Genomic DNA, 22373 nt, shown 5'->3' with positions numbered 1-22373 from the left:
GTGAACTTTTCGCGGGGGGCGCGTACCGCGTGCGGCCCCTGATGCTCTAACTCTACGGATGCCGTCGGAAGTTCCCGGAACCCGCCCAAACCGGACTCGGAAGGCCGCGCGCCCGGCCGCCTGGAACGATGAGCCAATGGCACCGAGTAAGCAGCAGGGCGTGGCCGGCCTGGCCCGCGAAGTCGAGGAGTTCGTCGCCTCCGGAGGATGGGATCAGCCGCCGCAGTTGTTCGCGCTGGTCCCGACCGCGGCACTGCTGGACGAACAGCCCGAACTGGCCGGGCAAATCGACCCGTCGGCCCCGCTGACGCCGGTCGCCCAGGAATCGCTGCCGGACGGTGACCTCGGTGAGGCGCTGGCGCAGATCGCGTGGCCCGATCTGGTGCTGGGATGCGCGCTCGCGCAGGAGATCATCGTGCTGCCGCCGGACGCCGAGGCCGAGCTTCCGGTCGCCCCTGAGACAGATGCCGAACGCCTGCGCCAAGCGGCCGCCGACCACCCTCGCCGTACCGAAGCCCGGCTCGTGGCCGCCGTGCTGCGGGACGGTCCCGGAGCGTGCGTCATGCGGCTTCGCGGTGCCGGGCAGCCCGAAGAACCCAATGACGTCCCGGTCGACGAAATCATCGAGAACCCGGAGCTGGCCCCTAACCTGCTCGAGGCCCTGAAGGCGACCCTACTGCCCTGACCTGCGAAAAGAGAGCAAGGGACCTTTGCTATCGCCCGCCCCAGGAAGCACGCTGGGCGATAGCAAAGGTCCCTTGCTCTCGTCAGTCAGATCCGCGAGCGATAGCAAAGGTCCCTTGCTACCCCGGCGGTCAGCAGGAGGCGGTGGGCCTGCTGGCCTTCAAGTTCTCGAGCTGCGCGATCGCCTCGTCCAGCGTGGACACCTTGATCAGGTTCAGGCCATCGGGTGCGGCGGTCTTCGCCTCGGCGCAGTTGTGCGCGGGCACGAGGAAGTCGGTGGCACCGGCCTCCCGGGCGCCGACCACCTTGAACGAGATGCCGCCGATCGCGCCGATGACACCTTTCTCCGAGATCTCGCCCGTTCCGGCGATGTGCCTGCCCGCGGCGAGGTCGCCGGGCTCCATCTTGTCGACGATCGCGAGCGCGAACATCAGACCGGCCGAGGGGCCACCGACGTCCTGCAGCGAGATCTTCACATCGAACGGGACATCCGCGCGGTCCACCGCGGTCAGACCCATGAAGCCTTCCGGGCCGTCGGGCCGCTGGGCCAGCGTGAGTGGAACGGAGCGCTCGGCCTGCCCGTCGGACTTGAAGGTGATCTGCACGGTCTGCCCTGGCTTGGTGCCGTCCAGCGCGGCCCGCACTTCGGCCGCCTCCGTGACCGTCTTTCCGTTGACCACCAGAAGCCGGTCCCCAGGGGCGAGCACCTTGTCCGCCGGACTGCCCGAGACGATCGTCTTCGCGAGCACCTTGACCGGGAACTTCCGGCGGAGGGCGGCGACCTGAGCGGCGGTCTGCGAGTCCTGCAACTGCTGGATGTTCTCCCGCCGGACCTGTTCGTTGGTCTCACCCGGCTTGAAGTACTCCTCGCGCGGCGCCAGCGCGTACCGGCCGCTCGCCCAGAGTCCGAGCGCGTTGAACAGCGTGATGCCGCCATCCCGCAGAGAGACCGTCGTCATGCGCAGCTCGCCAGAGGTCTGGAAGCTCTCGTGCCCGTTGACCTGGATCACCGACTGTCCGGCGGCGTCCTTGCCGAGGGTGTCGTAGGTCGGGCCGGCGCTGATCGCCACATACGGCACCGGAATGAAGAACCCGACCAGCGCGAGGGCCACGAACATCACGCCGCTGACCAGCACCGTCCAGCCCCGCCGGGTCAGCCGCCGTTCGGAGCGGTCCTGGTCACTCGCGGAGCCCGCACGGCTCCGCGCTGCTGTGGTCTCCTCCGAGGGCTCTGTCACGCGTGACAGCGTACGGTGACGGTGTTCGCTTCTCGGTGAAGGCCACGCGCATCACTCCAGTTGACGAGCTCTGGGTCCCAGGACCCGCGTACGGTGGTGCCATGAGCAAACCCCCGTTCGGCTTCGGACCGCCCGATCCCGACAAACGAGGCGAGAACGAGCCGTCGGATTCCAGCGGCCAGCCCTCCGGCGCCGAGGCCTTCAATCAGCTCGGTCAGATGCTCAGCCAGCTGGGCCAGATGCTCAGCCAGGCGGGCAACTCGACCGGGCCGGTCAACTACGACCTGGCGAAACAGATCGCACTGCAGAACCTCAGCAGCAGCGACAGCGACGTCCAGCTCGGCTTTTCGTCGTCCAGCGGCGGGGACTCGAGCACGGCCGTCCGTGACGCCGCCCACTTGGCCGAGCTGTGGCTCGACGCCGCGACGATCCTGCCCGCCGGCGCTTCGACGACCGTCGCGTGGTCCGCGCGCACCTGGGTCGAGAAGACCCTGCCCACCTGGCAACGTCTCTGCGATCCCGTCGCCCAGCAGGTCTCCGGCGCGTGGGTCGAGGCCCTGCCCGAAGAGGCCAAACAGGCCGCTGGCCCGCTGCTTTCGATGATGGGGCAGATGGGCGGAATGGCCTTCGGCTCTCAGCTCGGCAACGCCCTGGCTCAGTTGGCTTCCGAAGTGCTCACCTCCACCGAGGTCGGCCTTCCGCTCGGCCCCGCCGCGACTTCCGCGCTGCTCCCGGCGAACATCGAGAAGTTCACCGAGGGCCTGGAGCTGCCGACCAGCGAGGTGCTGGTCTTCATCGCCGCACGCGAAGCCGCCCACCAGCGGCTGTTCGCCCACGTTCCCTGGCTGCGGCAGCGCCTCCTGGCCACCGTCGAGGAGTTCGCGAGCGGCATCTCAGTCGACACCTCGGCACTGGAGCAGCTTGCCGGACAGATCGACCCGTCGAACCCGGCCAGCATCGAAGAGGCCATGTCCTCCGGCCTGCTCGAGCCGCAAACCTCGCCCGAGCAGAAGGCGGCGCTGAACCGGCTGGAGACCCTGCTCGCGCTGGTCGAAGGCTGGGTCGACGTTGTTGTCGCCGAAGCCATCGGCGACCGCCTCCCGGGCGCGGACGCACTCCGGGAGACGCTGCGCCGCCGTCGGGCCACAGGTGGCCCGACGGAGCAGACCTTCGCCACCTTGGTCGGACTCGAACTCCGGCCGAGGCGGATGCGGGCGGCTTCCACGCTGTGGAAGCTGCTCGGCGACCAGCACGGCATCGAGAAGCGGGACGGCCTCTGGTCCCACCCCGACCTGATGCCGACCGCCGGGGACCTCGCCGAGCCGCTCGACTTCGCCGAACGGCTCGGCGATGGCGAGTCGACCCTTGAGGGCATCGACCCGATCGCCGAGATCGAACGCACCGAGCGTGAGAAGAACAAGCCCGAGAACGACAAGGGCGACGAAGACAAGAACTGAGGCACCGTCTCAGTCCTCCGCCGCGATGCCCCATCCGGCGGCGGAGGACAGGCCCTCCAGGTAGCCGATGGCGCGTTCGGTCTTGGGATAACGGCGTACGAGCTCCCAGAACGCCGCGTTGTGCCCTGGCTCTTTCAAATGCGCGAGTTCGTGCACGAGGACGTAGTCCAGCACCCAGGCCGGTACCCGGCGCAGATGATCACTGACCCTGATCGTCGCGTCGACCGGTGTGCAGGACGCCCATCTCGTCCGCATCGGCGGCACCCAGCGAACGCTCGCGGGTATCGCCTTTCCTTCCAGATACTTCGCCGAGAGCACGGCGCAGCGCGCCAGCAGCGCCTCGTCCGAGGCCTTCGGCGGAGCGGCTCGCCGCGGGCCCGTGCGCAACAGCTTGCGCTGCATCTCGGCAACCCAGTGCTTCTCCTCGGCCCGGGTCATCCGGGCAGGGATCAGCACGACGAGGGTGTCCTCGTCCCAGTACGCGGTGACGGTCCGGTGGCGGCGCTGGCTACGCCGTACCTCGACCTTGTGTTCGGGAGTGTCCGACGGGGGATTGTCCCGGCTCCTCAATGAGGGCATCCGTGCTTCGACCACTCGACCACGGTAAGGCCAGTCACCGACAAGTCCGAGAGCCGCAAGGTCACAGCCTCGAGTTATCCACAACGGCACATACCTGTGGATAACTCGGGTCTTTCTTGGCGGATGGTCGGCGAGGCAGTGAGATCCTGCGATCATGAACCTTCGCGAACCGGACCTGCGGTCGATCGTCCTGCCCGCCTTCCCGGTCCTGCTTCCCGGCCTCGATGTGCTGGAACGTGGGAACGGTGAGGTCCAGGTCGGCCTCGACCCCGCGCACGCGGTGGTGATCACCGGGGTGGCCTGCGAGGTGGCCGGCGCGCTCCGCAAACTGGACGGAAAGCGGGCCGTCGACGACATCGTGCTCGCGCAGAGCGAACACGATGAACAACTTCGGGAGCTGATGGCCGACCTGACGATCCGCGGGCTGGTGACCGACGCGGGGCAGCCCCGCCGGCATCCGAGCCCCAGGCCCGAGACAGGACTTTGGTCGCTCCGCGCCCGTCACTATCAGGCCGCGCTCACCACGCGCCGCAGGCACACGGCGGTGGCGGTCCACGGCGACGGCAGGCTGGCCGTGGCCATCGCGGTGCTCCTCGCCAACGCCGGAATCGGGCACATCGACGTCCGGGCGTCGGGCACGGTGCGCGAACGCGACCTGGGCTCGGGATACACCGAGGCCGAGATCGGCATGTTCCGCCGGGACGCGATGACGCAGGTCGTGCGGCGCGCCGGCGGGGAAACGTCGACCAGTCGGCTCTACTCGGACCACCAGCCGGAACTCGTGCTGCTCACCGATGCCGTGGTACCCGCGCCCGAAGTGGTCGACGAACTCGTCCAAAACGGCATCAGCCATCTGCCGGTCCGCGTCCGGGACGGCATCGGCATCGTCGGGCCGCTGGTGGTGCCCGGCCGCAGCAGCTGCCTGCGTTGTGCCGATCTGCACCGCGCCCGCGCCGACGAGACCTGGCCAAGGGTGGCGAGCCAGCTCGCGGGACGTGTGCAACGACCGGACCTCGGCGCCGTGCACGCGTGTGCCGCGCTGGCCGCCGCGCAGGCGCTGCGGCTCCTGTCGCCCAGCGACCAGGCACCGCCCGCGTGGAACGCCACCCTGGAGATCGATTTCTTCGAAGGTGCCATTCGTCACCGTGATTGGCCACCTCATCCCGGATGCGGATGCGGTGCTCGCTGATACCGCGAGCGACTTAGCCCACACGCACGCCCTCAACAGGCTGCGCGCGCGGAGTGAATCAAGGCAGAATCGCGAAGGTGACCGACTCCCGCAGCGCCGAGGACCGTGAAGCCGCCATCCCCCGCAACGGGGCCGCGCGAACGGCGAAGCTGGCCAGTATTCCGCTCGGCATAGCCGGCCGGGCGGTCGGAGGCTGGGGCAGGCGGCTGACCGGGCAGAGTGCCGAAGAGGTCAACGCGACGCTGTCCGCCAAGGCCGCGGAGCAGCTCTTCGAGGTCCTCGGCACGCTCAAAGGCGGCGCCATGAAGTTCGGCCAGGCGTTAAGCGTCTTTGAGGCCGCAGTGCCGGATGAAATGGCGAAGCCCTACCGCGAGGCCCTGACCAAGCTTCAGGCGGCGGCACCGCCCATGCCCACCAGGCAGACCCACCGGGTCCTCGCCGAGCAGCTGGGACGCGCCTGGCAGCAGCGATTCGCGGCGTTCGACGACGAACCGGCCGCGTCCGCGAGCATCGGACAGGTGCACCGGGCGACCTGGCACGACGGTCGCGAAGTCGCCGTCAAGGTCCAATACCCCGGAGCCGACGACGCGTTGCGGAGCGACCTTCGGCAGCTCCAACGTTTCAGCAGGTTGTTCCAGGCCTTCGTGCCGGGGACCGAGGTGAAACCGCTCCTGGCGGAACTCGCCGAACGGATGAACGAAGAGCTCGACTACCAGGCGGAAGCCCAGAACCAGCGCGCTTTCGCGAAGGCGTTCGAAGGTGTCTCGGGTTTCCTGATCCCGCGAGTGGTCGCCAGCGCGCCGAAGGTCGTCGTCACGGAATGGGTCACCGGAACCCCGCTGTCGAAGATCATCGCCGACGGCGACAAGGAGGCACGGGATCGCGCCGGCAGCCTGCTCACCGAATTCCACTACTCGTCGCCGGAACGAGCCCGGCTCCTGCATTCGGACCCGCATCCCGGCAATTTCATGCTGACCGCCGACGGCAGGCTGTGCGTGATCGACTTCGGCGGGGTGTCCCGGCTGCCCGAAGGCATCCCGCAGCACCTCGGCGAGATGACCAGGCTGGCGCTCGACGGCGAGTCCTCGAAGCTCATGCGGCTGCTCAGGGAGTCCGGCTTCATCCGGGCCGACGCGGACCTGCGAGCCGATGACGTGCTCGCCTACCTCGCGCCGTTCACCGAACCACTGGCGGGCGAGACGTTCCATTTCACCCGCCGCTGGATGCAACGGCAGGCGGGGCGGGTCGGCGACACCCGCGGCAGGGACTTCCGGATCGGCCGCTCGCTCAACCTGCCACCCGAGTACCTGATGATCCACCGGGTGACCGCCGGATCGACCGGCATCCTCTGTCAGCTCGACGCGGAGATCCCCGCCCGCGCAATCGTCGAACGGTGGCAGCCGGGCTTCGCGGCCTGAGAAGTTATCCACAGGGATCGTTGGGACTGAGCCAAAATCTGGGTCGTTCGAGCGAGTTGTCCACAACTTCGCGGAAGTGGTTCCACCCGGACGGCCCAACGGTCATCCTCGATTCATGACCACTACACGAAGCGCCCGACTCATTGCGCTCAGTAACACCAGCGAGTCCGGGATCATCACCAGCCGAGAGCTGCGCAAGGCGGGCGTGACCGCGCGTTACGCCGCGAAGCTCTGCGGTCCCGGCGGTCCTTGGCGAAGGCTGATGCCGGGTGTGATCCTGTTGCGCGACTCCGCGCCCACCCGGCTTCAGCTGCTGCAGGCCGCCGTCGCGCGGTTCGGCCCGGACGTGGTGGTGACGGGTGCCGACGCGCTTCGCGCGCGAGGCGTGGACTGCCCGGTGACACGAGAGGTCCATCTCCTCGTCCCGGACTATCGGCGCATACCGGCGGAACCCGGCATGCTGCCCCGAAGAACCACACGGATGCCCCCGCCGACCTTGATCGACGGTGTCCCCTTCGCCCCACCGGCCAGGGCCGCGCTCGATCTGGCCCGGCTGGAGCTCGATCCGGCGCGGATCGACGAGCTGATCTCCCTACCAGTGTACTGGGGTCTCTGCACGCTCGAAGAGCTCAGCGAGGAGCTCGATTCCGGTAACCGGCGAGGCTCAGCCGCGGTCCGTGCGGCGCTACGTCGCGTCGATCCCCAAGAGACCTACGCGCATGGGCTGGCGAAGAAGGTCCTCGACGGGTGTCCGCTGCCCTCGCCGTCATGGAACATGACGATCTGCGACCGGCGAGGACGTCCCATCGGCGCTGCCGATGCCTGGTGGGACGACATCGGCCTGGCGTGGCAATTCCGTGTCCCGAAACACGGCGCCGCGAACTTGCACCCCCTGGCGCTGACCGCGACCGGAACGGTGCTGGTCCGCTGTACCATCGACCAGCTGAGGAAGGTTCCGATGGAGGTCGCGGCCGAGCTCATCAGAGCGTACGCCGAAGCGGCGAGGACGCCGCGGCCGAAGGTCCGCACGATCGGCCGGATCGATGACGCCGCTTGAGCGGCTCACCAGTATTCGTCCGGCAGCTTTCCCTCGATGTCGCGGGTGTGGCGGCGGGCGCAGGTAGGGCACATCCAGCGCACGGTGTTCTTCTCGCGGGTGGTAACCCAGGCGAGCGTCTGCGCGGGCTTCTCGTCGGCGCCACGGATCCGGCCGCACAACGAGCAGCCGACCTGGTCGCTCACGACCGCCGTCCACAATGGATCGTCTTCGCCCCCTGCAGGAACAGATCCTGGCGCGCGCCGAGGAAGGCGGGGCTCGCCGGATCCACCAAGGCGGCCGCGGTCTCGTGATCGTCGCTGCTCAGGAGGTCGCCTGCCACCTTGGCCAGCCAGGTCACCCGCTCCATGACGAACTCGCGCAGCAGCTCCGGCCCAGGCGCCGGGTGGTGAATGAGCACCCCGAAGGAATCGACGTCGTCGAGACCTGCTCGCTGGAGCGCGACGTTCCAGCCGTACGGCATGGAGACGGAGCCGGGAATACCCGCCCGCATCTCGGCGAACCACTCGCCTCGGGCGGCGAGCAGTCGCTCCTCGAGCCCTGGGCGGCCGATACCGAGGTCCCAGGGAAGACAGGTGAAGTCCAGGCCGCCCTCGGAGATGGCGACCAGCCCACCGGGGCGCGCCAGCCGGGCGAGGGTGTCGATGGCCGCCTGCTGATCGGGCAGGTGGTGAACCACGCGTGAAGCCCAGACCAGATCGGCCGGAGGAAGGCGGGCAGGCAGCCCGTCGTCGGCCACGTCGGCGTGAACCGTCTCGACGGTGGCCCTGTCCTCCGCGGCCGCGCTGACGACCCGGCGTGCTTCGGCCAGCAGGTGCTCGGTCGCGTCGACCAACACGATCCTGGCGCCGGCGGAGGCAAGCTCCTTGGCGAAGAGCACGCTCATCCCGCCCACACCGCAGCCGACGTCGAGGATGGTCGGTCCTTCCGGCATGCCTTCCAGCAACCGGCGGGCCACCACCCGCGTCGACCCGGCGTCGAGCGCTTCGGCCATGCGAAGCGATCGAAGCCGATCCGCCCAGTCGATGTCGTCGTGCGTGTGTACGGCCATTACCCCAGTGAACACCACGCCGATCCGCACCACGCCCCAAAAGGGGGATCGGGGGACCTTTGCTATCGCCGCGCGATAGCAAAGGTCCCCCGATCCCCCAAGTGGTCAGGCCTGAAGGCGCTCGGCTCGCCGCGTCGCCCAGCGGGCGACCCTGGTCCACCTGCGTACGGCGCGTGGGCCGCTTCGAGCCCGCTGGGCGCGGACTCCCTCCTCGAGTTCTCGTATTCGGGCTCTGGACAGTTCTTCATAAAGCAACATTTCGCTGGTCTCCTCGACCTTGATCTCGTTCGCTTTGGCCGGCGCGAGAGTCCGGTTACCGGTTCGCGCTTCGTAATCCCTGGTGGTGATGGGTTCGACGGTCATGCCGCTGCGCTCCGCTCGACCTTGCGCACGACGGGACGAGCCTCGACGACAGGCTCGACGACCGGGTTCTTCCGGGGGCGGCCACGAGGCCGCTTCCGCGCGACGACAACGCCGCGCTCGAAGATCTCGCCACCCCAGACGCCCCACGGCTCACGCCGTGATAGGGCGCCCGCGAGGCAGGCCGAACGGACCGGGCAGTCCGCACAGAACGCCTTCGCGCACTCGAGCTCTGCCGGCGACTCGGCGAACCAAAGGTCCGCGTCGCCCGAACGGCAGGGAAGCATCGACTCAGGCGAGTCGATGGCGTCGAGCAGGTCGACGACGCCGGCGTCGGCGAAGGGCAGGGCCTCCTCCGGCGCGAAAGCTACGGCCGATGACATAAGTGCACTCCTCTGTTCCGTGACGGATTGCTTACTGGCGGTGGAACTGGACAACGCTGAACCCCAATTAGGTTGTGCAGCCAACTTGTTTGTGCAGCAAAAAACACGAAGGCCGCGGATCCGGTAACCGGTTCCGCGGCCTTCGTGAGCCTCTAGTCCTGACTAGGTCAGGAACTTCGCTCCCGTATGGACAACGGAACACGGAACTGCTTCTTGATGACCGGCAGATCGACGCCACCATTCACGTACGCTCCAACGAAGGCAGCGGCGTGCGTGAAGGTTTCATCGACGGCGATCCGGCTCAGGTCGACGTGCTGGACGCCGCGGGCGGCAAGGATGCTCACGGGCATCAAGGTGCCTTCGCGCTGAGCCTGCGGGACTTCCGCAACGCAAGACAGACGGGTGCCGGGGTTCGTGAGCATCATCTTGATCGTCATTTCACCGGCACCGCCTTTCTCTGTCGCGCGCGAACCGTCCCGCGGTCTACGCTGTGTTGTAGAAGTTCTTCCCCATCCCAGACGCTTCCCGCGCCCGGTACCTGCAGATTATTGCCCTTGACCATACCGGGGCAACTTATTTTTCAGAAAAACCGTCGAAGCTACGAAGATCAGCTCTGAGCAGCGGGTTCGCCGCGTGGATCAAGCCTGGGACGCGGTCAAGACTCCACCGAAGCCCGCACGACGTCGAGAACCTCCGCTCCGAAGCGTTCGAGCTTCGTCGCGCCGATCCCGGAGATGGCGCACAACGCTGTGTCATCGGTCGGCCGCTGCTCGGCGATGGCGACCAGTGTCGCGTCCGTGAAGACGACGAAGGCCGGCACCTTGAGCTCACGTGAACGTTCCCCTCGCCAGGACCTCAGCTTCTCGAGCAGCTGCTCATCCACATTGGACGGGCAACGAGAACAGCGTCCCAGCTTGATGTCCAGGGTCTCCAGCAGCGGACCGCCGCACACCCGGCATCGTGCCTTGGTGCCAGACTGCTTCGGCTGCTGCGATCGGGCGACCCGCGCCGCCGGGTGGTCTTCGGGGATCAAGCCATAAAGGAAGCGGCTGCGTCGCCGGTTTCGGCGGTTCCCCGACGTCCTGGCCAAGGCCCACGACAGCGAAAGGTGCTCTCGTGCTCGAGTGACACCGACGTAGAAGAGACGGCGCTCTTCCTCGATGGCGGCGTCGTCACCATCCGCGTGGAGGATCGGCACGGTCCCCTCGGCGAGCCCTACAAGGAACACGGCGTCCCATTCGAGCCCCTTCGCCGCGTGCAGCGAGGCCAAGGTGATGCCCTCCACCGTCGGCGGATGTTGCGCGGTCGCCCGCTGTTCGAGATCTGCCACGAATCGGGGCAGATCCGCGCCGTCGACGGTGGAAGCCAGCTCCTCGGCCAGCTCGACGATCGACAGGAGCGCGTCCCACCGCTCTTTCGCCGCGCCTCCGGCCGGAGGCTGGTCAGTGAGCCCTACCTTCGCGAGCACGGAACGAACCCTGGTCACCAGCTCGCCGGTGTCAGCGTCGGTCGATGCCATCCGCAGCGCGGACATCGCCTGCCGGACCTCGGCCCTGGCGAAGAACCGTTCGCCACCACGGACGAGGTACGGGATACTCACCTCTGCCAACGCCTGCTCGTAGGCCTCTGACTGGGCGTTGACGCGGTAGAGCACCGCGATTTCGCTGGCCGCCACTCCGCCGTCGAGCAGATCCCGGATCCTGCGTGCGACAGCGGCGGCCTCGGCAGTCTCGTCGTCGTACTCGGCGAAACGCGGGGCGGGCCCCGAAGGACGCTGGCCGACGAGCTTCAGCCTCGACCCCGCGGGACGGCCACGCGCCGCACCGATCACCTGATTGGCGAGAGCGACGACCTCCGGAGTCGAACGGTAGTCCCGCTCGAGCCTCACGACCGTCGCCTCGGGGAACCTCCGCGTGAACTCCAGCAACGGACGAGGAGAGGCGCCACCGAACGAATAGATGGTCTGGTTGGCATCGCCGACCACGGTCAAGTCGTCACGGCCACCGAGCCACGCATCGAGCAACCGCTGCTGCAGCGGGGTGACGTCCTGGTACTCGTCGACGACAAAGCAGCGGTAACGCTCACGGAACTCCTGGGCCACCACCGTGTGCTCCTCGAGAACGGCGGTGGTGTGCAGGAGGAGGTCGTCGAAGTCGAGGACTTGCGCGGCGTTCTTGACCTTCTCGTAGTTGCGATAGACCTCCGCGACCTGCGACGCGGGTGCGGGTGTGTCCCGCTGCGTGCGCGCGGCGACGGCCGGATAGTCGTCCGGCGATACCAAAGAGGCCTTGCTCCACTCGATCTCACCGGCGAGGTCACGCAGGAGTTCCGTCTCGGTGCCGAGACCGGCCTTGTTGGCGGCTTGGCTGACGTAGCGGAACTTGTTCTCGAGCAGCTCCCATGGCCGATCCCCGACGACCTGGGGCCAGAAATACCGGAGTTGGCGCCGAGCGGCGGCATGGAAAGTGAGCGCCTGGGCGGCGTCGACACCCAGCCCCCGAAGACGCGCGCGCATCTCACCCGCGGCGCGGGTCGTGAAGGTGACTGCGAGGACCTGACCAGCGGCGACGTGCCCGGAACGGACAAGGTGGGCGATGCGGTGCGTGATCGTCCGCGTCTTGCCGGTTCCCGCTCCCGCGAGGACACAGACCGGCCCCCTCGGCGCGCAGGCGGCGGCGCGTTGCTCGGGATCGAGCCCATCGAGCAGGCCTGGACGACTCTTCGGGGACGATGCGCTAGCCACACTCCGATCCTCGCAGAGGGCCCGACGGGATCGGCACAGGGCACGCGGCCGTATCCTGGTCACATGGCGGGAAAGCAGGACAAGGAAGCAGCGAAGCTGGCCAAGAAGGAGAAGCGCGCCGCGAGCAAGGCTCGCCGTGGGCAGATCTTCGAAGCCTTCAAGATGCAGCGCAAGGAAGACAAGGCGCTCATCCCCTGGATGGTCGGATCGCTCCTGGTCATCACCGGTGTCGTGTTCGGCATCGGGTTCATCTTCGACGTCCACTGGGTAGTGCTGCCCCTGGGCATCCTGCTTGGCGCACTCGCCGCTGTGATCATCTTCGGCAGGCGGGTCCAGAAGACCGTGTACTCGAAGGCCGACGGGCAGCCGGGTGCCGCGGCCTGGGCACTCGAGAACATGCGAGGCCGCTGGAAGGTGACGCCGACCGTGGCGGCCACGACCCAGCTCGACGCTGTGCACCGCGTGCTCGGTGGCCCGGGTGTCGTGCTCGTCGCCGAAGGCGCGCCGCACCGCGTGAAGTCCCTGCTCGCGCAGGAGAAGAAGCGGGTGTCCCGCTTGATCGGTGAGACCCCGATCTACAACGTGATCATCGGGAACGAAGAGCAGCAGGTGCCGCTGAAGAAGCTGCAGGGCTACCTCATGAAGCTCCCGCGCAATCTCAAGCCCGCCCAGGTCGACGCGCTGGAAGCGAAGCTGGCCGCCCTCGGTAGCCGGGGCGCCGCGATGCCCAAGGGCCCGATGCCTGCCGGCGCGAAGATGCGCAACGTCCAGCGCACCATCCGCCGCCGCTGACCAAACGAGAAGCAGGGGTCCTTTACTACCGCCGCGAGCGACAGTAAAGGACCCCTGATCCGTCTCCGGACGAAAACTGTCGGTGGGTGGTCGCATGATCACTGTGTGGACGGAACCTCGAGCGTCTGGCAGAAGACGCTGGCAGCGATGTTCCCGGACGGCGTGGCCGCCCGGGCGAAACTTGTCGCCCTGGGGCACTCCCACTCCTCGATCTCTCGACGGTGCCGCGAAGGCGGCCCCTGGCGACGTCCGATTCCCGGCGTCATTCTTCTGACCAACGCCACGCCGACCAGGCATCAACTTCTGAAGGTCGCATTGACCCACGCGGGCCCGGACGCAATGCTCACCGGAGTCCAGGCGGCCCGGTTGCACGGAGTCCGAAGACTTCCGCCGGAAAGACGGGCTCACACCTTGATCCCCCACCGGAGCAAGGTCGCCACCTGGGGATTCGCCGTCGTCGAACGAACGATCCACCTGCCGGAACCGGGGGAGATCGACGGACTGCCGGTCGCTCCGCTCGCCAGGGCTTTGATCGACGCGGCTCGGCGTATGGACGAACTCCAGGCCGTGCGGGAGATGATTTACGACGCGGTCCATCGCGGACTCTGCACGCCAGAGGAACTACGAGAGGAGCTGGCGCAGGCAAGCACGATCGGCTCGGCACTCCCTCGAATCGTTGTCGGCGCCCTCCAGGACGGCGTCGACTCCGCCGTCGAGCAGTGGCTGGAGACCGTACTCGAGCGCAGCGGCTTGCCCAGGCCAACGCGGAAAGCCGTGCTGCGGACTTCGGGCGGGCAGGTCATTGGTGTCGCCGACGCCTGGTGGTCGAAGGTCGGCGTCGCCATGCAGATCCGTTACGACGAAGTCGCTCTCGAACCGGACAACCCATCGGAGACAGCCGCTTTGGCCGCCGCCGGTCTCATCGTCGTCCAGGTAAGTCCGGCACGACTCCGAGACCAGCCGCTGGTAGTGATCCAGGAGCTGCGAGCTGCTCACCGGCGGGCTCAGCAACGACCGCCCCCGAAGCTCGGCAGCGATCCTGCGGCGCCGGCCGCCTGACACAGCCGTCGCCCGGGGGAGAGCAAAGGTCCCTTGCTCCCCCAGCCGAGGTCATCGCATGCGGATCACGACGGTTCCGGTCAGCCGGTCAAGCCAGCTTCGGCCGTCGATGTTGCGGAACGCGGCCGGGAGGATTACGAAGGTCAGTGCCGCTCGCACGACGGCACGCCACGCTCCGACCATTTGCCCGCCGTCGAGCCTGGCGACACGGATTCCGACCGCTGCCATCCCGGGCGTGAAGCCGAAGAAGGTCGCGGGAATGACCGTGATGACCGCCCAGACGCCTACCGACCAGAGGTTGAACGTCTGCATGACGGCCGGATCCTGAAGGCTTGGCTTCACGAAGAGGGCGGTAACCAATGATGCGAGGACCAGATCGATGATCAACCCGAGGAGACGTGGCCCGCCACTTGCCACCGAGCCGACACCCGATCGAGGCAAGCCGAGTCGCTCACCACGCCACCGCTGCGTACCCTCGCCACCGGCTGTCGTTCCGTCCCCGGCTCCGGGCAGCCATTCTCCGGTCCATCTCGCCACCCATCCAGGGTATGCCGGTGGCGCGGGACACATTCGCCCTGGTCGACTACCGATATCGCCGCCCCGTTAACACCGGCGAAACATACGGGTGACGGTCGGGCAACACCGCGCTCTTAGCGTGAGCCGAAGAGAGTACTGCCGCCGGCAACGAACGAGAAGGAGTCACCGAGGGTGCCCACTACTCCAGACGACATTCAGCGCCTTATCGCCGACGAGAACGTAGAGGTCGTCGACGTCAGGTTCTGCGACCTGCCCGGCGTTATGCAGCACTTCACCGTTCCGGCGAAGGCGTTCAACGAAGAAGCCTATGAAGAAGGCCTAGCCTTCGACGGCTCCTCGGTGCGTGGTTTCCAGTCCATCCACGAATCCGACATGCTGCTCCTCCCGGACCCCGAGACTGCGCGTATCGACCCGTTCCGCAAGGCGAAGACGCTCTCGCTGAACTTCTTCGTGCACGACCCGTTCACTCGTGAAGCGTACAGCCGCGACCCGCGCAACATCGCGCGCAAGGCCGAGCAGTACATCTCCGAGTACGGCGTCGCCGACAACGTGTTCTTCGGCCCGGAGGCCGAGTTCTACATCTTCGACTCGATCCGGTTCGACTCCGCCGAGCACGCCTCGTTCCACGAGATCGACTCCGTCGAGGGCTGGTGGAACACCGGTGCAGACGTACCGGGTGGCAACCAGGGTTACAAGACGAAGTTCAAGGGCGGCTACTTTCCTGTCCCGCCGGTCGACCACTTCGCCGACCTGCGTGACGAGATCGTCCGCAAGCTGCAGGGCTCCGGTTTCGAGATCGAGCGTGCGCACCACGAGGTGGGCACCGCCGGTCAGACCGAGATCAACTACAAGTTCAACACGCTGCTGCACGCTGCGGACGACCTGCAGCTGTTCAAGTACATCGTGAAGAACACCGTGTTCGCCGCCGGCAAGACCGCGACGTTCATGCCGAAGCCGCTCGCCGGTGACAACGGCTCGGGTATGCACTGCCACCAGTCGCTGTGGAAGGACGGCACGCCGCTGTTCCACGACGAGTCGGGGTACGCGGGGCTGTCCGACACCGCCCGCCACTACATCGGCGGCCTGCTCAGGCACGCGCCGAGCCTGCTGGCGTTCACCAACCCGACCGTCAACTCGTACCACCGGCTCGTGCCGGGCTTCGAGGCCCCGGTCAGCCTGGTGTACTCGCAGCGGAACCGGTCGGCTTGTGTCCGTATCCCCATCACGGGCAACAACCCGAAGGCCAAGCGCGCCGAGTTCCGGTGCCCGGACTCGTCCGGCAACCCTTACCTGGCGTTCTCGGCGATGATGATGGCCGGTCTCGACGGCATCAAGAACAAGATTGAGCCGCCGGAGCCCATCGACAAGGACCTCTACGAGCTCCCGCCGGAGGAGGCCCAGAACGTCAAGCTCGTTCCTGGCGACCTCGGCGCGGTTCTCGACACGCTGGAAGCGGACCACGACTACCTGCTCGAGGGTGGCGTGTTCACCCCCGACGTGATCGACACGTGGATCTCCTACAAGCGTGAGCACGAGATCGACCCGCTGCGGCTGCGCCCGCACCCGTACGAGTTCTCGTTGTATTACGACGTGTGATCGTGCGGTAGGAACACCAAGAGCATGCCGGTGGTGAGGTGCGGATACACCCTCACCACCGGCGTTTCTTTTGGTCCGGCAGGGCAACTACTCCGAGGTGGAGAGAACCTCCAGGTCAACACCCGCCCGCTCGATACGGCCGCGTGGGTCGTCCACCAGCTTGCGTCGTTCGAGATCCATCAGCCCCAGGGTGCACGTGATCTCCGCGGAGAGGGTCCCGTCTGCCTTGTAGATGTTCGAGTCCATGTGGAAGGTCTTGCCGGTGCCGAATTTGGCGTCACAAGTCACGTCGACGACATCGCCGGCCCGAAGCTCGCGCCGAAACACGATGTGAGACTCAAGCAGCACGAAGGCGAGATTCGCGTCTCGCATACCTGAATTGAGGCCACCGGCGAGCTCCATCAGCTCGAGTCTGGAGACCTCGCCGTACGAGTGGTAGACGGCATGGTTGAGATGGCCAAGAGTGTCCAGCTCGTAGTGGCGCACCTTGATCCGGGTGCGAAACGGCTCGCGCACAGTCACCGGTCCACTGTAAGTGCCGCTCTCCGTCCGCGACGCCCAAGTGTGAGCAAGGGACCTTTGCTATCGCCTCGCCCACGCGCGGCAGGCGATAGCAAAGGTCCCTTGCTCACTTCCTGCAGGTCAGAGCGGTCGGTCCTGGTAGAAGAGCGTCTCCACCACAGCGTGAGCACGTCGCGTCGTCCGCCGATAGGCGTCGAGGAACTCACCGGGATCGTCGTCGGCGGAGTAGCCGAGCACCCGTGCGACCGCGGCAAGATCCCGGCCGGAGCTGGGGATCTCATCGACGGCTTTACCCCTTACCAGCATCCCAGCGTTCCGGACGCGCGTTGCCAGAAGCCAGGCCTCGGTCAAGGATTCGATCTCGGCGGGTTCAGCTAGCCCTGCTTCCGCTGCGGCCCTCAGCGCTTCAATCGTCGATGTGGTCCGAAGCCCCGCGATTTCGTGCCCGTGGCGCAGTTGCATGAGTTGCACGGTCCACTCCACGTCCGCGAGTCCGCCACGGCCGAGTTTCGTATGCCGGGTCGGGTCGGCGCCCTTGGGCATCCGCTCCGTCTCCACTCGCGCCTTGATCCGCCTGATCTCGCGCACCCGAACCGCGTCGAGTCCCGCTTCGGGATATCGGATGGGATCGATCATCTCGATGAACCGCGCACCCAGATCGTCATCGCCGGCAATGAACCGGGCACGGAGCAGCGCCTGTGATTCCCAGACCTCGGCCCACCGTCCGTAGTAGCTGCGGTAGGACTCCAGCGTCCGCACCAACGGCCCGCTCCGTCCCTCAGGACGGAGGTCGGCGTCAACGACCAATGCCGGGTCGGTGCTAGGCGCGCCAAGCATCTTACGAACCGTCTCAGCGACCGAAGAAGCGAACTTCGCTGCTTCAGCGTCGGACACCCCCTCGTCCGGCTCGCATACGAAGAGAACGTCCGCATCGGAGCCATACCCGAGCTCGGCCCCACCAAGTCGGCCCATTCCGATGACAGCGATCTTCGCGGGCGTCCGGCCGAGTTCTGCCTGACGCTGACGATAAGCAGCGGCCAAGGCACCCTGCAAAACAGCGACCCACACACTCGACAACGCCTCGCAGACCGACGGGACGTCGAGTAATCCCAGCAGGTCGGCCGATGCGATCCTCAGCATCTCGTGCCGTCGCAGTGATCTCGCTGCGGTGACCGCGGCGTTCAACCCTGGCTGCCGGCGAACCGCGGCCCGCAGTGAAGTGGCCACTTCCGCGGAGGTGCGACCGGCCAGCCGCGCGGGGTCACCGAGCAGCTGCAGCACTTCCGGCGCTCTCGCCAGCAGATCAGGCACCAACCGCGACGTGCCCAGCAAGAAGGCAAGCCGCTCGACTACCGCGCCCTCGTCACGAAGAACCCTGAGGTACCACGGCGTTTCTTCGAGCGCCTCCGAGACCTTGCGATAGGACAGAAGTCCTCGGTCAGGATCCGGGGTGTCGGCGAGAAGATCCAGCAAGACCGGCAGCAGAGCCTGTTGAATGGCCGCTCGTCGAGACATTCCCGCGGTCAGCGCCTTGATGTGCTGTAGTGCTCCGTCCGGCGCGGCATAACCGAGCGCGGCGAGACGGCTCTCCGCTTGTTTCGTCGTCAGCCGCAGCGCTTCGGTCGGCACATTCGCGACGGACTGCAGCAGCGGCCGGTAGAAGAGCTTTTCGTGAAGACGTCGGATGCTCTGCAGGTGACGGCGGAACTCCGCCAGCAGAACATCTCCTTCGCTCTTGCCCCGGACGGGCCGCACTCCGCTCGCCCTCGCGATCGTTCGAAGCTCAGTGGCATCCGAAGCGGCGGGGAACAGATGTGTACGCCGTAACCGGCGAAGCTGGAGCCGATGCTCGATCGTCCGGAGGAACTCGTACGACGATCCGAGCTCCGCGGCATCCGTGCGGCCGACGTACCCACCTTCCCCCAGAGCGGCGAGCGCGTCCATCGTGGACGGAGAACGCAGCTCGGCATCGATTCGACCGTGCACCAGTTGCAGCAACTGCACGGCGAACTCGACGTCGCGAAGTCCTCCGCGGCCAAGCTTCAGCTCTCGTTCGGCGTGTGCGGACGGCACATGACCTTCGACGCGGCGCCGCATCTTCTGCACCTCGGGAACGAAATTCTCCCGATCGGCCGCCGCCCACACCTTCGGCGCGACCATCTCCGCGTACTGACGTCCGAGCTCGGCGTCGCCTGCGACTGGCCGCGCTTTCAGCAAGGCCTGGAACTCCCAGGTCTTGGCCCACTTCTGGTAGTAGGCGGCGTGTCCGTCGAGGGTGCGGACCAACGCGCCCGCCTTCCCCTCCGGACGCAACGCCGCGTCGACCTCGAAGCAGGCCTTGCCGACTACACGCATCATCGTGCTGGCCAGCCGCGTCGAGACCGAAAGATCTCCGTCACCGACAAAGATGACATCCACGTCACTCACATAGTTCAGCTCTCGACCGCCACATTTGCCCATCGCGATCACGGCCAGCCGACCTTCGACACCGGCTCCCACCTCTGACTCCGCGACCAGGAGCCCGACCGTTAGTGCGGCCTCGGCCAGCTTGGTGAGCTGAGCGCCGATCTCGGCATAGGGCGGCTGGTGGAGGCCGGGCTCGACGAGATGACCGAGGTCGGCCGCCGCGATTACGAGGAGCAGCTCGCGGTACCCGACGCGGAGGGCCTGCTCTGACTCGAGCCCGGTGAGCAGTTCGCCTTCCGGCCGCAAATGGTCAAGGAGGCGGCTCACGTACTGATCCGGCTCAGCGCTCTTCTCGACTTCGAGGGTCTTCCAACAGTCGGTATTGGCGACCAGGAAGTCCGCGAGCGCGCTCGAGGTGCCCAAAACACCGAGCACCCGGCCGCGAAAGGTTCGGTTCGTCCGCAGCGCCTGGTCGAGCGCGTTCCAGGCGGCGGGATCGGCTTCCCTGATCCGGTCGAGCCCGCTCAAGGCGAGATCGGGGTCCGCCGCACGGGAAAGCGCTGACAACACGTCGGCCGCAGAGCTGTCCGGGCCCGATTCGGTCCACCAACCGGCAGCACGCAGCTGCCCGTCGGCACGGGGGTCGGTGAAGCCGTATCTCGCCACGGAAGCGGTCGGCCTGGCGCGCTCAACCATCGGCTTCCACCGTAGTCGCCGTTCCGCCCTTGGCCAGATGGACGCGCAAGGAAGCAGGGGACCTTTGCTATCGCCAGGTCGAAGCGATAGCAAAGGTCCCCTGCTTCGCTAGGCGGCGATCCTGCCGACTTCCTGTTCAGGAACGGTCGGGGTGGGGGTGGTGAAGCTGCCGGCGGTGACTGGGCTCCGCCGCGAAAGCAGGTAGATTCCGATTCCGATCAACAGGCCCGTGACACCGACGGCGATGGTGCCGACGGTGCCCGTCGAAGTCACGAGACCGGCCGCGGCTCCAACGATGGCCGCCGCCGGAAGCGTGAACAGCCAGGCGATCACCATGCGGCCGGCCGTGCGCCAGCGGACCGGCGCCTCATGCCTTCCCACGCCGGATCCGACGATGCCACCGGAGCAGACGTGGGTCGTCGAAAGGGGAAAGCCGAAGCTCGTCGAGGCGAGGATGACAGCCGCCGAGCTGGTCTGTGCCGCGAAGCCCTGCGGACCATCGATGTCTGTCAGGCCTTTGCCCAGCGTATAGGTGATTCGCCAGCCGCCCAGGTACGTGCCGAGCGCCAACGCCAGCGCCGCGCTCACGATCACCCAGAGCGGCGGTCCGGCCCCGGCAGGAAGGGTGCCAGCGGTGATCATCGTCAGCGTGATGACACCCATGGTCTTCTGCGCGTCATTCGTGCCATGGGCGAGTGAGACGAGCGAAGCCGAGATGATCTGTCCAACGCGGAAACCGGCAGTACGGCCGCGGCGGACGAAGATCCGGTAGACAAAGTACGTCACGATCATCGCGACGAGGCCCGCCAGGACCGGCGACAGCGCAGCGGGAACGAGCACCTTCTCGACAATCTTTCCGAAGTGGACGGAGTCGGTTCCGGCCGACACCCACGTCGCGCCGATCAGGCCACCGAATAACGCGTGGGACGAGCTGGACGGCAGGCCGACGAACCATGTGACCAGGTTCCAGACGATCGCCCCGACCAGGCCACCGAAGACGATCGCCGGTCCGATCTTGGTGTCATCGACCAGTCCATTCGAGATGGTCTTGGCTACTTCGACCGACAGGAACGCTCCGACCAGGTTCAGGACCGCGGAGATCGTCACCGCCACCTTGGGGCGCAGCGCCCCGGTGGCGATCGAGGTCGCCATCGAGTTTGCCGTGTCATGGAACCCGTTTGTGAAATCGAAAATCAGGGCCGTGACGACGACGAGCACGACCAACACTGAGGGCTCCACCCCGACCTCCGAACCCTTCGTAACTCCCTTCGCAAGGTACCTGACCACAAGACCAGAGCGTTAACAACCCATACGCACTTGAGACATGAGCCGTTAAGCCATCGGCAACGTACGTTGACGGTCCGCAGCTGGAGCGAGGTCGCCGGACACCAGCCGGACGAAGCGATGTGCGAACGGTCGCCAGGTTTCGGTGATATCGGCATGCACCCGGACGAGATTTTCCGGGGTCAGTGCGTCCGGCCGGGTGAGTTCCGCCAATTCCGGCGACTGCCTCGCCCAGTCGAGGACGATGTCCGGTGTCGTCTCGATATGAAACTGGACACCGTAGGCACAACGGTCGAATCGGAAGGCTTGGTGGGGATACCGCGGCGACGAAGCGAGAAGTTCAGCGCCCGCGGGAAGCCGACTGATGGCGTCGTTGTGGAACTGCAGAACATCCTGCATGAGCGGCAAGTCCGCGAAGAGCGGATCAGTCCAGGCTGCGTCCTTCTTGGACACCAGCCCCGGGCCGACCTCGGGTCCTTGATCGCCTGTCACGACGGCTCCGCCTAAGGCCGTCGCCAGGAGCTGACCGCCCAGGCAGATCGCGAGCGTCGGGACGCGTGCGCCGACCGCGTTCGCAAGAAGCTTGCGCACGTCCGTGAGCCACGGATGGGCGGCGTCATCATTCGCGCCCATCCCTCCGCCTAGGCACACGATACCCGCGTATCCATCAAGATCGGCGGGAAGACCCTGATCGGGCAGCGACCGGATGTCGAGTTCGGCCCCCGCCTCGGTGAGCCAGTCGCCGAGTGGGCCGATCGGATCTGATTCGTCTGGCTGGATGACGAGCAACTTGGGAGCGGTCACCACCCCAGCCTACGACCGTGGGTAGAGCAGGGGACCTTTGCTGTCGCTCGGGGAGGGCGATAGCAAAGGTCCCCTGCTCCCCCGGTCAGCAGGCGCAGCGTGGAGTGGGTGCGGAGGTGGAGGAGAGGTCGGGTGTGTCCCGGTCAACGGGGTAGCCGGCTGCTTGCCAGATGCTGATCCCACCGGACAGGCGTTTGACCTTGAAGCCGAATTCCGCGAGCTTCAGGGCACCCTTGGTCGCGGCGTTGCAGTGGATGCTCTCGCAGTAGCAGACGTAAACGGGATCGCGATCGAGCTGGCTGACCGACTCTGAGGTCATGTCCCGGTACGGGAGATTGATCGCGCCTGGGATGCGTGCCGATGCGAAAGCTTCGGAAGATCGGGTCTCGACCCCTCTTGGTCAGACTGGTGTGAGACACCCCGTGTGAGTGGGGGTTCCTGACCGAGGGCGGGATTGGAGATCCTTATGCATGTGTCCACACCTTCTGACAAGCAGTCCCGGCGTTCCTTCGGCGAGC

At 66.7% G+C, this 22373-nt stretch carries 21 protein-coding genes and 1 pseudogene; 8 read left to right on the top strand and 14 right to left on the bottom strand.

The annotated features are described in order from the left end of the window. Window positions 1–136 precede the first annotated feature (136 nt). Complete coding sequence (locus ACM6LR_RS35735; RefSeq protein WP_414940173.1) at window positions 137–685, top strand: PPA1309 family protein; 549 nt, start codon at window positions 137–139, stop codon at window positions 683–685. Window positions 686–815: 130 nt separating this feature from the next. On the opposite strand, the gene ACM6LR_RS35730 is transcribed toward ACM6LR_RS35735, so the two are convergent. Next, window positions 816–1820: a PDZ domain-containing protein gene (locus ACM6LR_RS35730; RefSeq protein WP_414940208.1), complete on the bottom strand. Its 1005-nt coding sequence runs from the start codon at window positions 1818–1820 to the stop codon at window positions 816–818. Between the two features lie 203 nt (window positions 1821–2023). On the opposite strand from ACM6LR_RS35730, the gene ACM6LR_RS35725 reads away from it, so the two are divergent. Further along, entirely contained in the window at window positions 2024–3379 is a 1356-nt protein-coding gene (locus ACM6LR_RS35725) for a zinc-dependent metalloprotease (protein WP_414945372.1), read from the top strand. Between the two features lie 9 nt (window positions 3380–3388). On the opposite strand, the gene ACM6LR_RS35720 is transcribed toward ACM6LR_RS35725, so the two are convergent. After that, window positions 3389–3958, bottom strand: coding sequence for a M48 family metallopeptidase (locus ACM6LR_RS35720; protein WP_414940175.1), 570 nt, complete (start codon window positions 3956–3958; stop codon window positions 3389–3391). Between the two features lie 154 nt (window positions 3959–4112). Here ACM6LR_RS35720 and ACM6LR_RS35715 point away from each other — a divergent pair, with 154 nt between their 5' ends. The 3 genes from ACM6LR_RS35715 to ACM6LR_RS35705 all read left to right on the top strand — a co-directional run bounded on the left by ACM6LR_RS35715 (window position 4113) and on the right by ACM6LR_RS35705 (window position 7622). Further along, complete coding sequence (locus tag ACM6LR_RS35715; protein WP_414945371.1) at window positions 4113–5147, top strand: TOMM precursor leader peptide-binding protein; 1035 nt, start codon at window positions 4113–4115, stop codon at window positions 5145–5147. Between the two features lie 77 nt (window positions 5148–5224). Beyond that, the gene (locus tag ACM6LR_RS35710; protein WP_414945370.1) at window positions 5225–6565 is read left to right on the top strand and encodes an ABC1 kinase family protein; all 1341 of its coding nucleotides are present in this window, start codon (window positions 5225–5227) and stop codon (window positions 6563–6565) included. Between the two features lie 142 nt (window positions 6566–6707). Then, window positions 6708–7622, top strand: a complete 915-nt coding sequence (locus ACM6LR_RS35705) for a hypothetical protein (protein ID WP_414945410.1) — start codon at window positions 6708–6710, stop codon at window positions 7620–7622. Between the two features lie 5 nt (window positions 7623–7627). On the opposite strand, the gene ACM6LR_RS35700 is transcribed toward ACM6LR_RS35705, so the two are convergent. The 6 genes from ACM6LR_RS35700 to ACM6LR_RS35675 all read right to left on the bottom strand — a co-directional run bounded on the left by ACM6LR_RS35700 (window position 7628) and on the right by ACM6LR_RS35675 (window position 12159). After that, a complete protein-coding gene (locus tag ACM6LR_RS35700) occupies window positions 7628–7807 on the bottom strand; it encodes a hypothetical protein (protein ID WP_414940179.1) in 180 nt (59 codons plus the stop codon). Next, window positions 7804–8673 carry a class I SAM-dependent methyltransferase gene (locus ACM6LR_RS35695; RefSeq protein ID WP_414945369.1) on the bottom strand — a complete coding sequence of 290 codons (870 nt, stop codon included), beginning with the start codon at window positions 8671–8673 and terminating at the stop codon, window positions 7804–7806. The genes ACM6LR_RS35700 and ACM6LR_RS35695 overlap by 4 nt, the downstream gene beginning before the upstream one ends. Window positions 8674–8778: 105 nt before the next feature. Then, window positions 8779–9036 (bottom strand): hypothetical protein, encoded by a 258-nt coding sequence (locus ACM6LR_RS35690; RefSeq protein ID WP_414940181.1) that lies wholly within the window; start codon window positions 9034–9036, stop codon window positions 8779–8781. Further along, window positions 9033–9416, bottom strand: coding sequence for a WhiB family transcriptional regulator (locus ACM6LR_RS35685; protein ID WP_414945368.1), 384 nt, complete (start codon window positions 9414–9416; stop codon window positions 9033–9035). Before ACM6LR_RS35685 ends, ACM6LR_RS35690 begins: the two co-directional genes overlap by 4 nt. Window positions 9417–9583: 167 nt before the next feature. Further along, complete coding sequence (locus tag ACM6LR_RS35680; RefSeq protein ID WP_414940183.1) at window positions 9584–9853, bottom strand: hypothetical protein; 270 nt, start codon at window positions 9851–9853, stop codon at window positions 9584–9586. Window positions 9854–10071: 218 nt separating this feature from the next. Continuing rightward, the gene (locus tag ACM6LR_RS35675; RefSeq protein WP_414940184.1) at window positions 10072–12159 is read right to left on the bottom strand and encodes an ATP-dependent DNA helicase UvrD2; all 2088 of its coding nucleotides are present in this window, start codon (window positions 12157–12159) and stop codon (window positions 10072–10074) included. Window positions 12160–12222: 63 nt separating this feature from the next. Between ACM6LR_RS35675 and ACM6LR_RS35670 the strand changes: the two genes are divergently transcribed. Together ACM6LR_RS35670 and ACM6LR_RS35665 are read left to right on the top strand one after the other, a co-directional pair. Further along, a complete protein-coding gene (locus tag ACM6LR_RS35670) occupies window positions 12223–12951 on the top strand; it encodes a DUF4191 domain-containing protein (RefSeq protein WP_016331624.1) in 729 nt (242 codons plus the stop codon). Window positions 12952–13362: 411 nt separating this feature from the next. After that, window positions 13363–14010 (top strand): hypothetical protein, encoded by a 648-nt coding sequence (locus tag ACM6LR_RS35665; RefSeq protein WP_414945367.1) that lies wholly within the window; start codon window positions 13363–13365, stop codon window positions 14008–14010. A 51-nt stretch (window positions 14011–14061) separates the two neighbouring features. Here ACM6LR_RS35665 and ACM6LR_RS35660 read toward each other — a convergent pair whose 3' ends face one another. Next, window positions 14062–14547 carry an RDD family protein gene (locus ACM6LR_RS35660; RefSeq protein WP_414940186.1) on the bottom strand — a complete coding sequence of 162 codons (486 nt, stop codon included), beginning with the start codon at window positions 14545–14547 and terminating at the stop codon, window positions 14062–14064. 171 nt (window positions 14548–14718) lie between these two features. Here ACM6LR_RS35660 and glnA point away from each other — a divergent pair, with 171 nt between their 5' ends. Next, a complete protein-coding gene (gene glnA / locus ACM6LR_RS35655) occupies window positions 14719–16143 on the top strand; it encodes a type I glutamate--ammonia ligase (protein ID WP_414940187.1) in 1425 nt (474 codons plus the stop codon). Between the two features lie 87 nt (window positions 16144–16230). Here the strand turns inward: glnA and ACM6LR_RS35650 are convergent, their stop codons facing one another. The 5 genes and pseudogenes from ACM6LR_RS35650 to ACM6LR_RS35630 form a co-directional block, all read right to left on the bottom strand. Next, window positions 16231–16665, bottom strand: a complete 435-nt coding sequence (locus ACM6LR_RS35650; protein WP_414940188.1) for an acyl-CoA thioesterase — start codon at window positions 16663–16665, stop codon at window positions 16231–16233. Between the two features lie 120 nt (window positions 16666–16785). Then, window positions 16786–19767, bottom strand: coding sequence for a bifunctional [glutamine synthetase] adenylyltransferase/[glutamine synthetase]-adenylyl-L-tyrosine phosphorylase (locus tag ACM6LR_RS35645; RefSeq protein ID WP_414940189.1), 2982 nt, complete (start codon window positions 19765–19767; stop codon window positions 16786–16788). Window positions 19768–19875: 108 nt separating this feature from the next. Next, window positions 19876–20994 carry an inorganic phosphate transporter gene (locus ACM6LR_RS35640; RefSeq protein WP_414940190.1) on the bottom strand — a complete coding sequence of 373 codons (1119 nt, stop codon included), beginning with the start codon at window positions 20992–20994 and terminating at the stop codon, window positions 19876–19878. A gap of 105 nt (window positions 20995–21099) precedes the next feature. Continuing rightward, the gene (locus tag ACM6LR_RS35635; RefSeq protein ID WP_414940191.1) at window positions 21100–21855 is read right to left on the bottom strand and encodes a type 1 glutamine amidotransferase; all 756 of its coding nucleotides are present in this window, start codon (window positions 21853–21855) and stop codon (window positions 21100–21102) included. Between the two features lie 85 nt (window positions 21856–21940). Then, window positions 21941–22246, bottom strand: a pseudogene (locus tag ACM6LR_RS35630) (rhodanese-like domain-containing protein); the annotation flags it as partial. Window positions 22247–22373: the final 127 nt, after the last annotated feature.

Origin of the sequence: Amycolatopsis sp. cmx-11-32, assembly GCF_047608695.1 — a bacterium.
Taxonomy (GTDB): Bacteria; Actinomycetota; Actinomycetes; order Mycobacteriales; family Pseudonocardiaceae; genus Amycolatopsis.
The sequence above is the reverse complement of the archived record's forward strand: the minus strand, read 5'-3'. Positions and strand labels throughout refer to the sequence as shown.

What these genes read in the sequence shown, in the direction of transcription:
- ACM6LR_RS35645 (WP_414940189.1), bottom strand. Translation starts at nt 19,767, where the DNA reads ATGGTTGAGCGCGCCAGGCCGACCGCTTCCGTGGCGAGATACGGCTTC.
- ACM6LR_RS35685 (WP_414945368.1), bottom strand. Translation starts at nt 9,416, where the DNA reads ATGTCATCGGCCGTAGCTTTCGCGCCGGAGGAGGCCCTGCCCTTCGCC.
- ACM6LR_RS35690 (WP_414940181.1), bottom strand. Translation starts at nt 9,036, where the DNA reads ATGACCGTCGAACCCATCACCACCAGGGATTACGAAGCGCGAACCGGT.
- ACM6LR_RS35735 (WP_414940173.1), top strand. Translation starts at nt 137, where the DNA reads ATGGCACCGAGTAAGCAGCAGGGCGTGGCCGGCCTGGCCCGCGAAGTC.
- ACM6LR_RS35720 (WP_414940175.1), bottom strand. Translation starts at nt 3,958, where the DNA reads ATGCCCTCATTGAGGAGCCGGGACAATCCCCCGTCGGACACTCCCGAA.
- ACM6LR_RS35725 (WP_414945372.1), top strand. Translation starts at nt 2,024, where the DNA reads ATGAGCAAACCCCCGTTCGGCTTCGGACCGCCCGATCCCGACAAACGA.
- ACM6LR_RS35695 (WP_414945369.1), bottom strand. Translation starts at nt 8,673, where the DNA reads ATGGCCGTACACACGCACGACGACATCGACTGGGCGGATCGGCTTCGA.
- ACM6LR_RS35680 (WP_414940183.1), bottom strand. Translation starts at nt 9,853, where the DNA reads ATGACGATCAAGATGATGCTCACGAACCCCGGCACCCGTCTGTCTTGC.
- ACM6LR_RS35715 (WP_414945371.1), top strand. Translation starts at nt 4,113, where the DNA reads ATGAACCTTCGCGAACCGGACCTGCGGTCGATCGTCCTGCCCGCCTTC.
- ACM6LR_RS35670 (WP_016331624.1), top strand. Translation starts at nt 12,223, where the DNA reads ATGGCGGGAAAGCAGGACAAGGAAGCAGCGAAGCTGGCCAAGAAGGAG.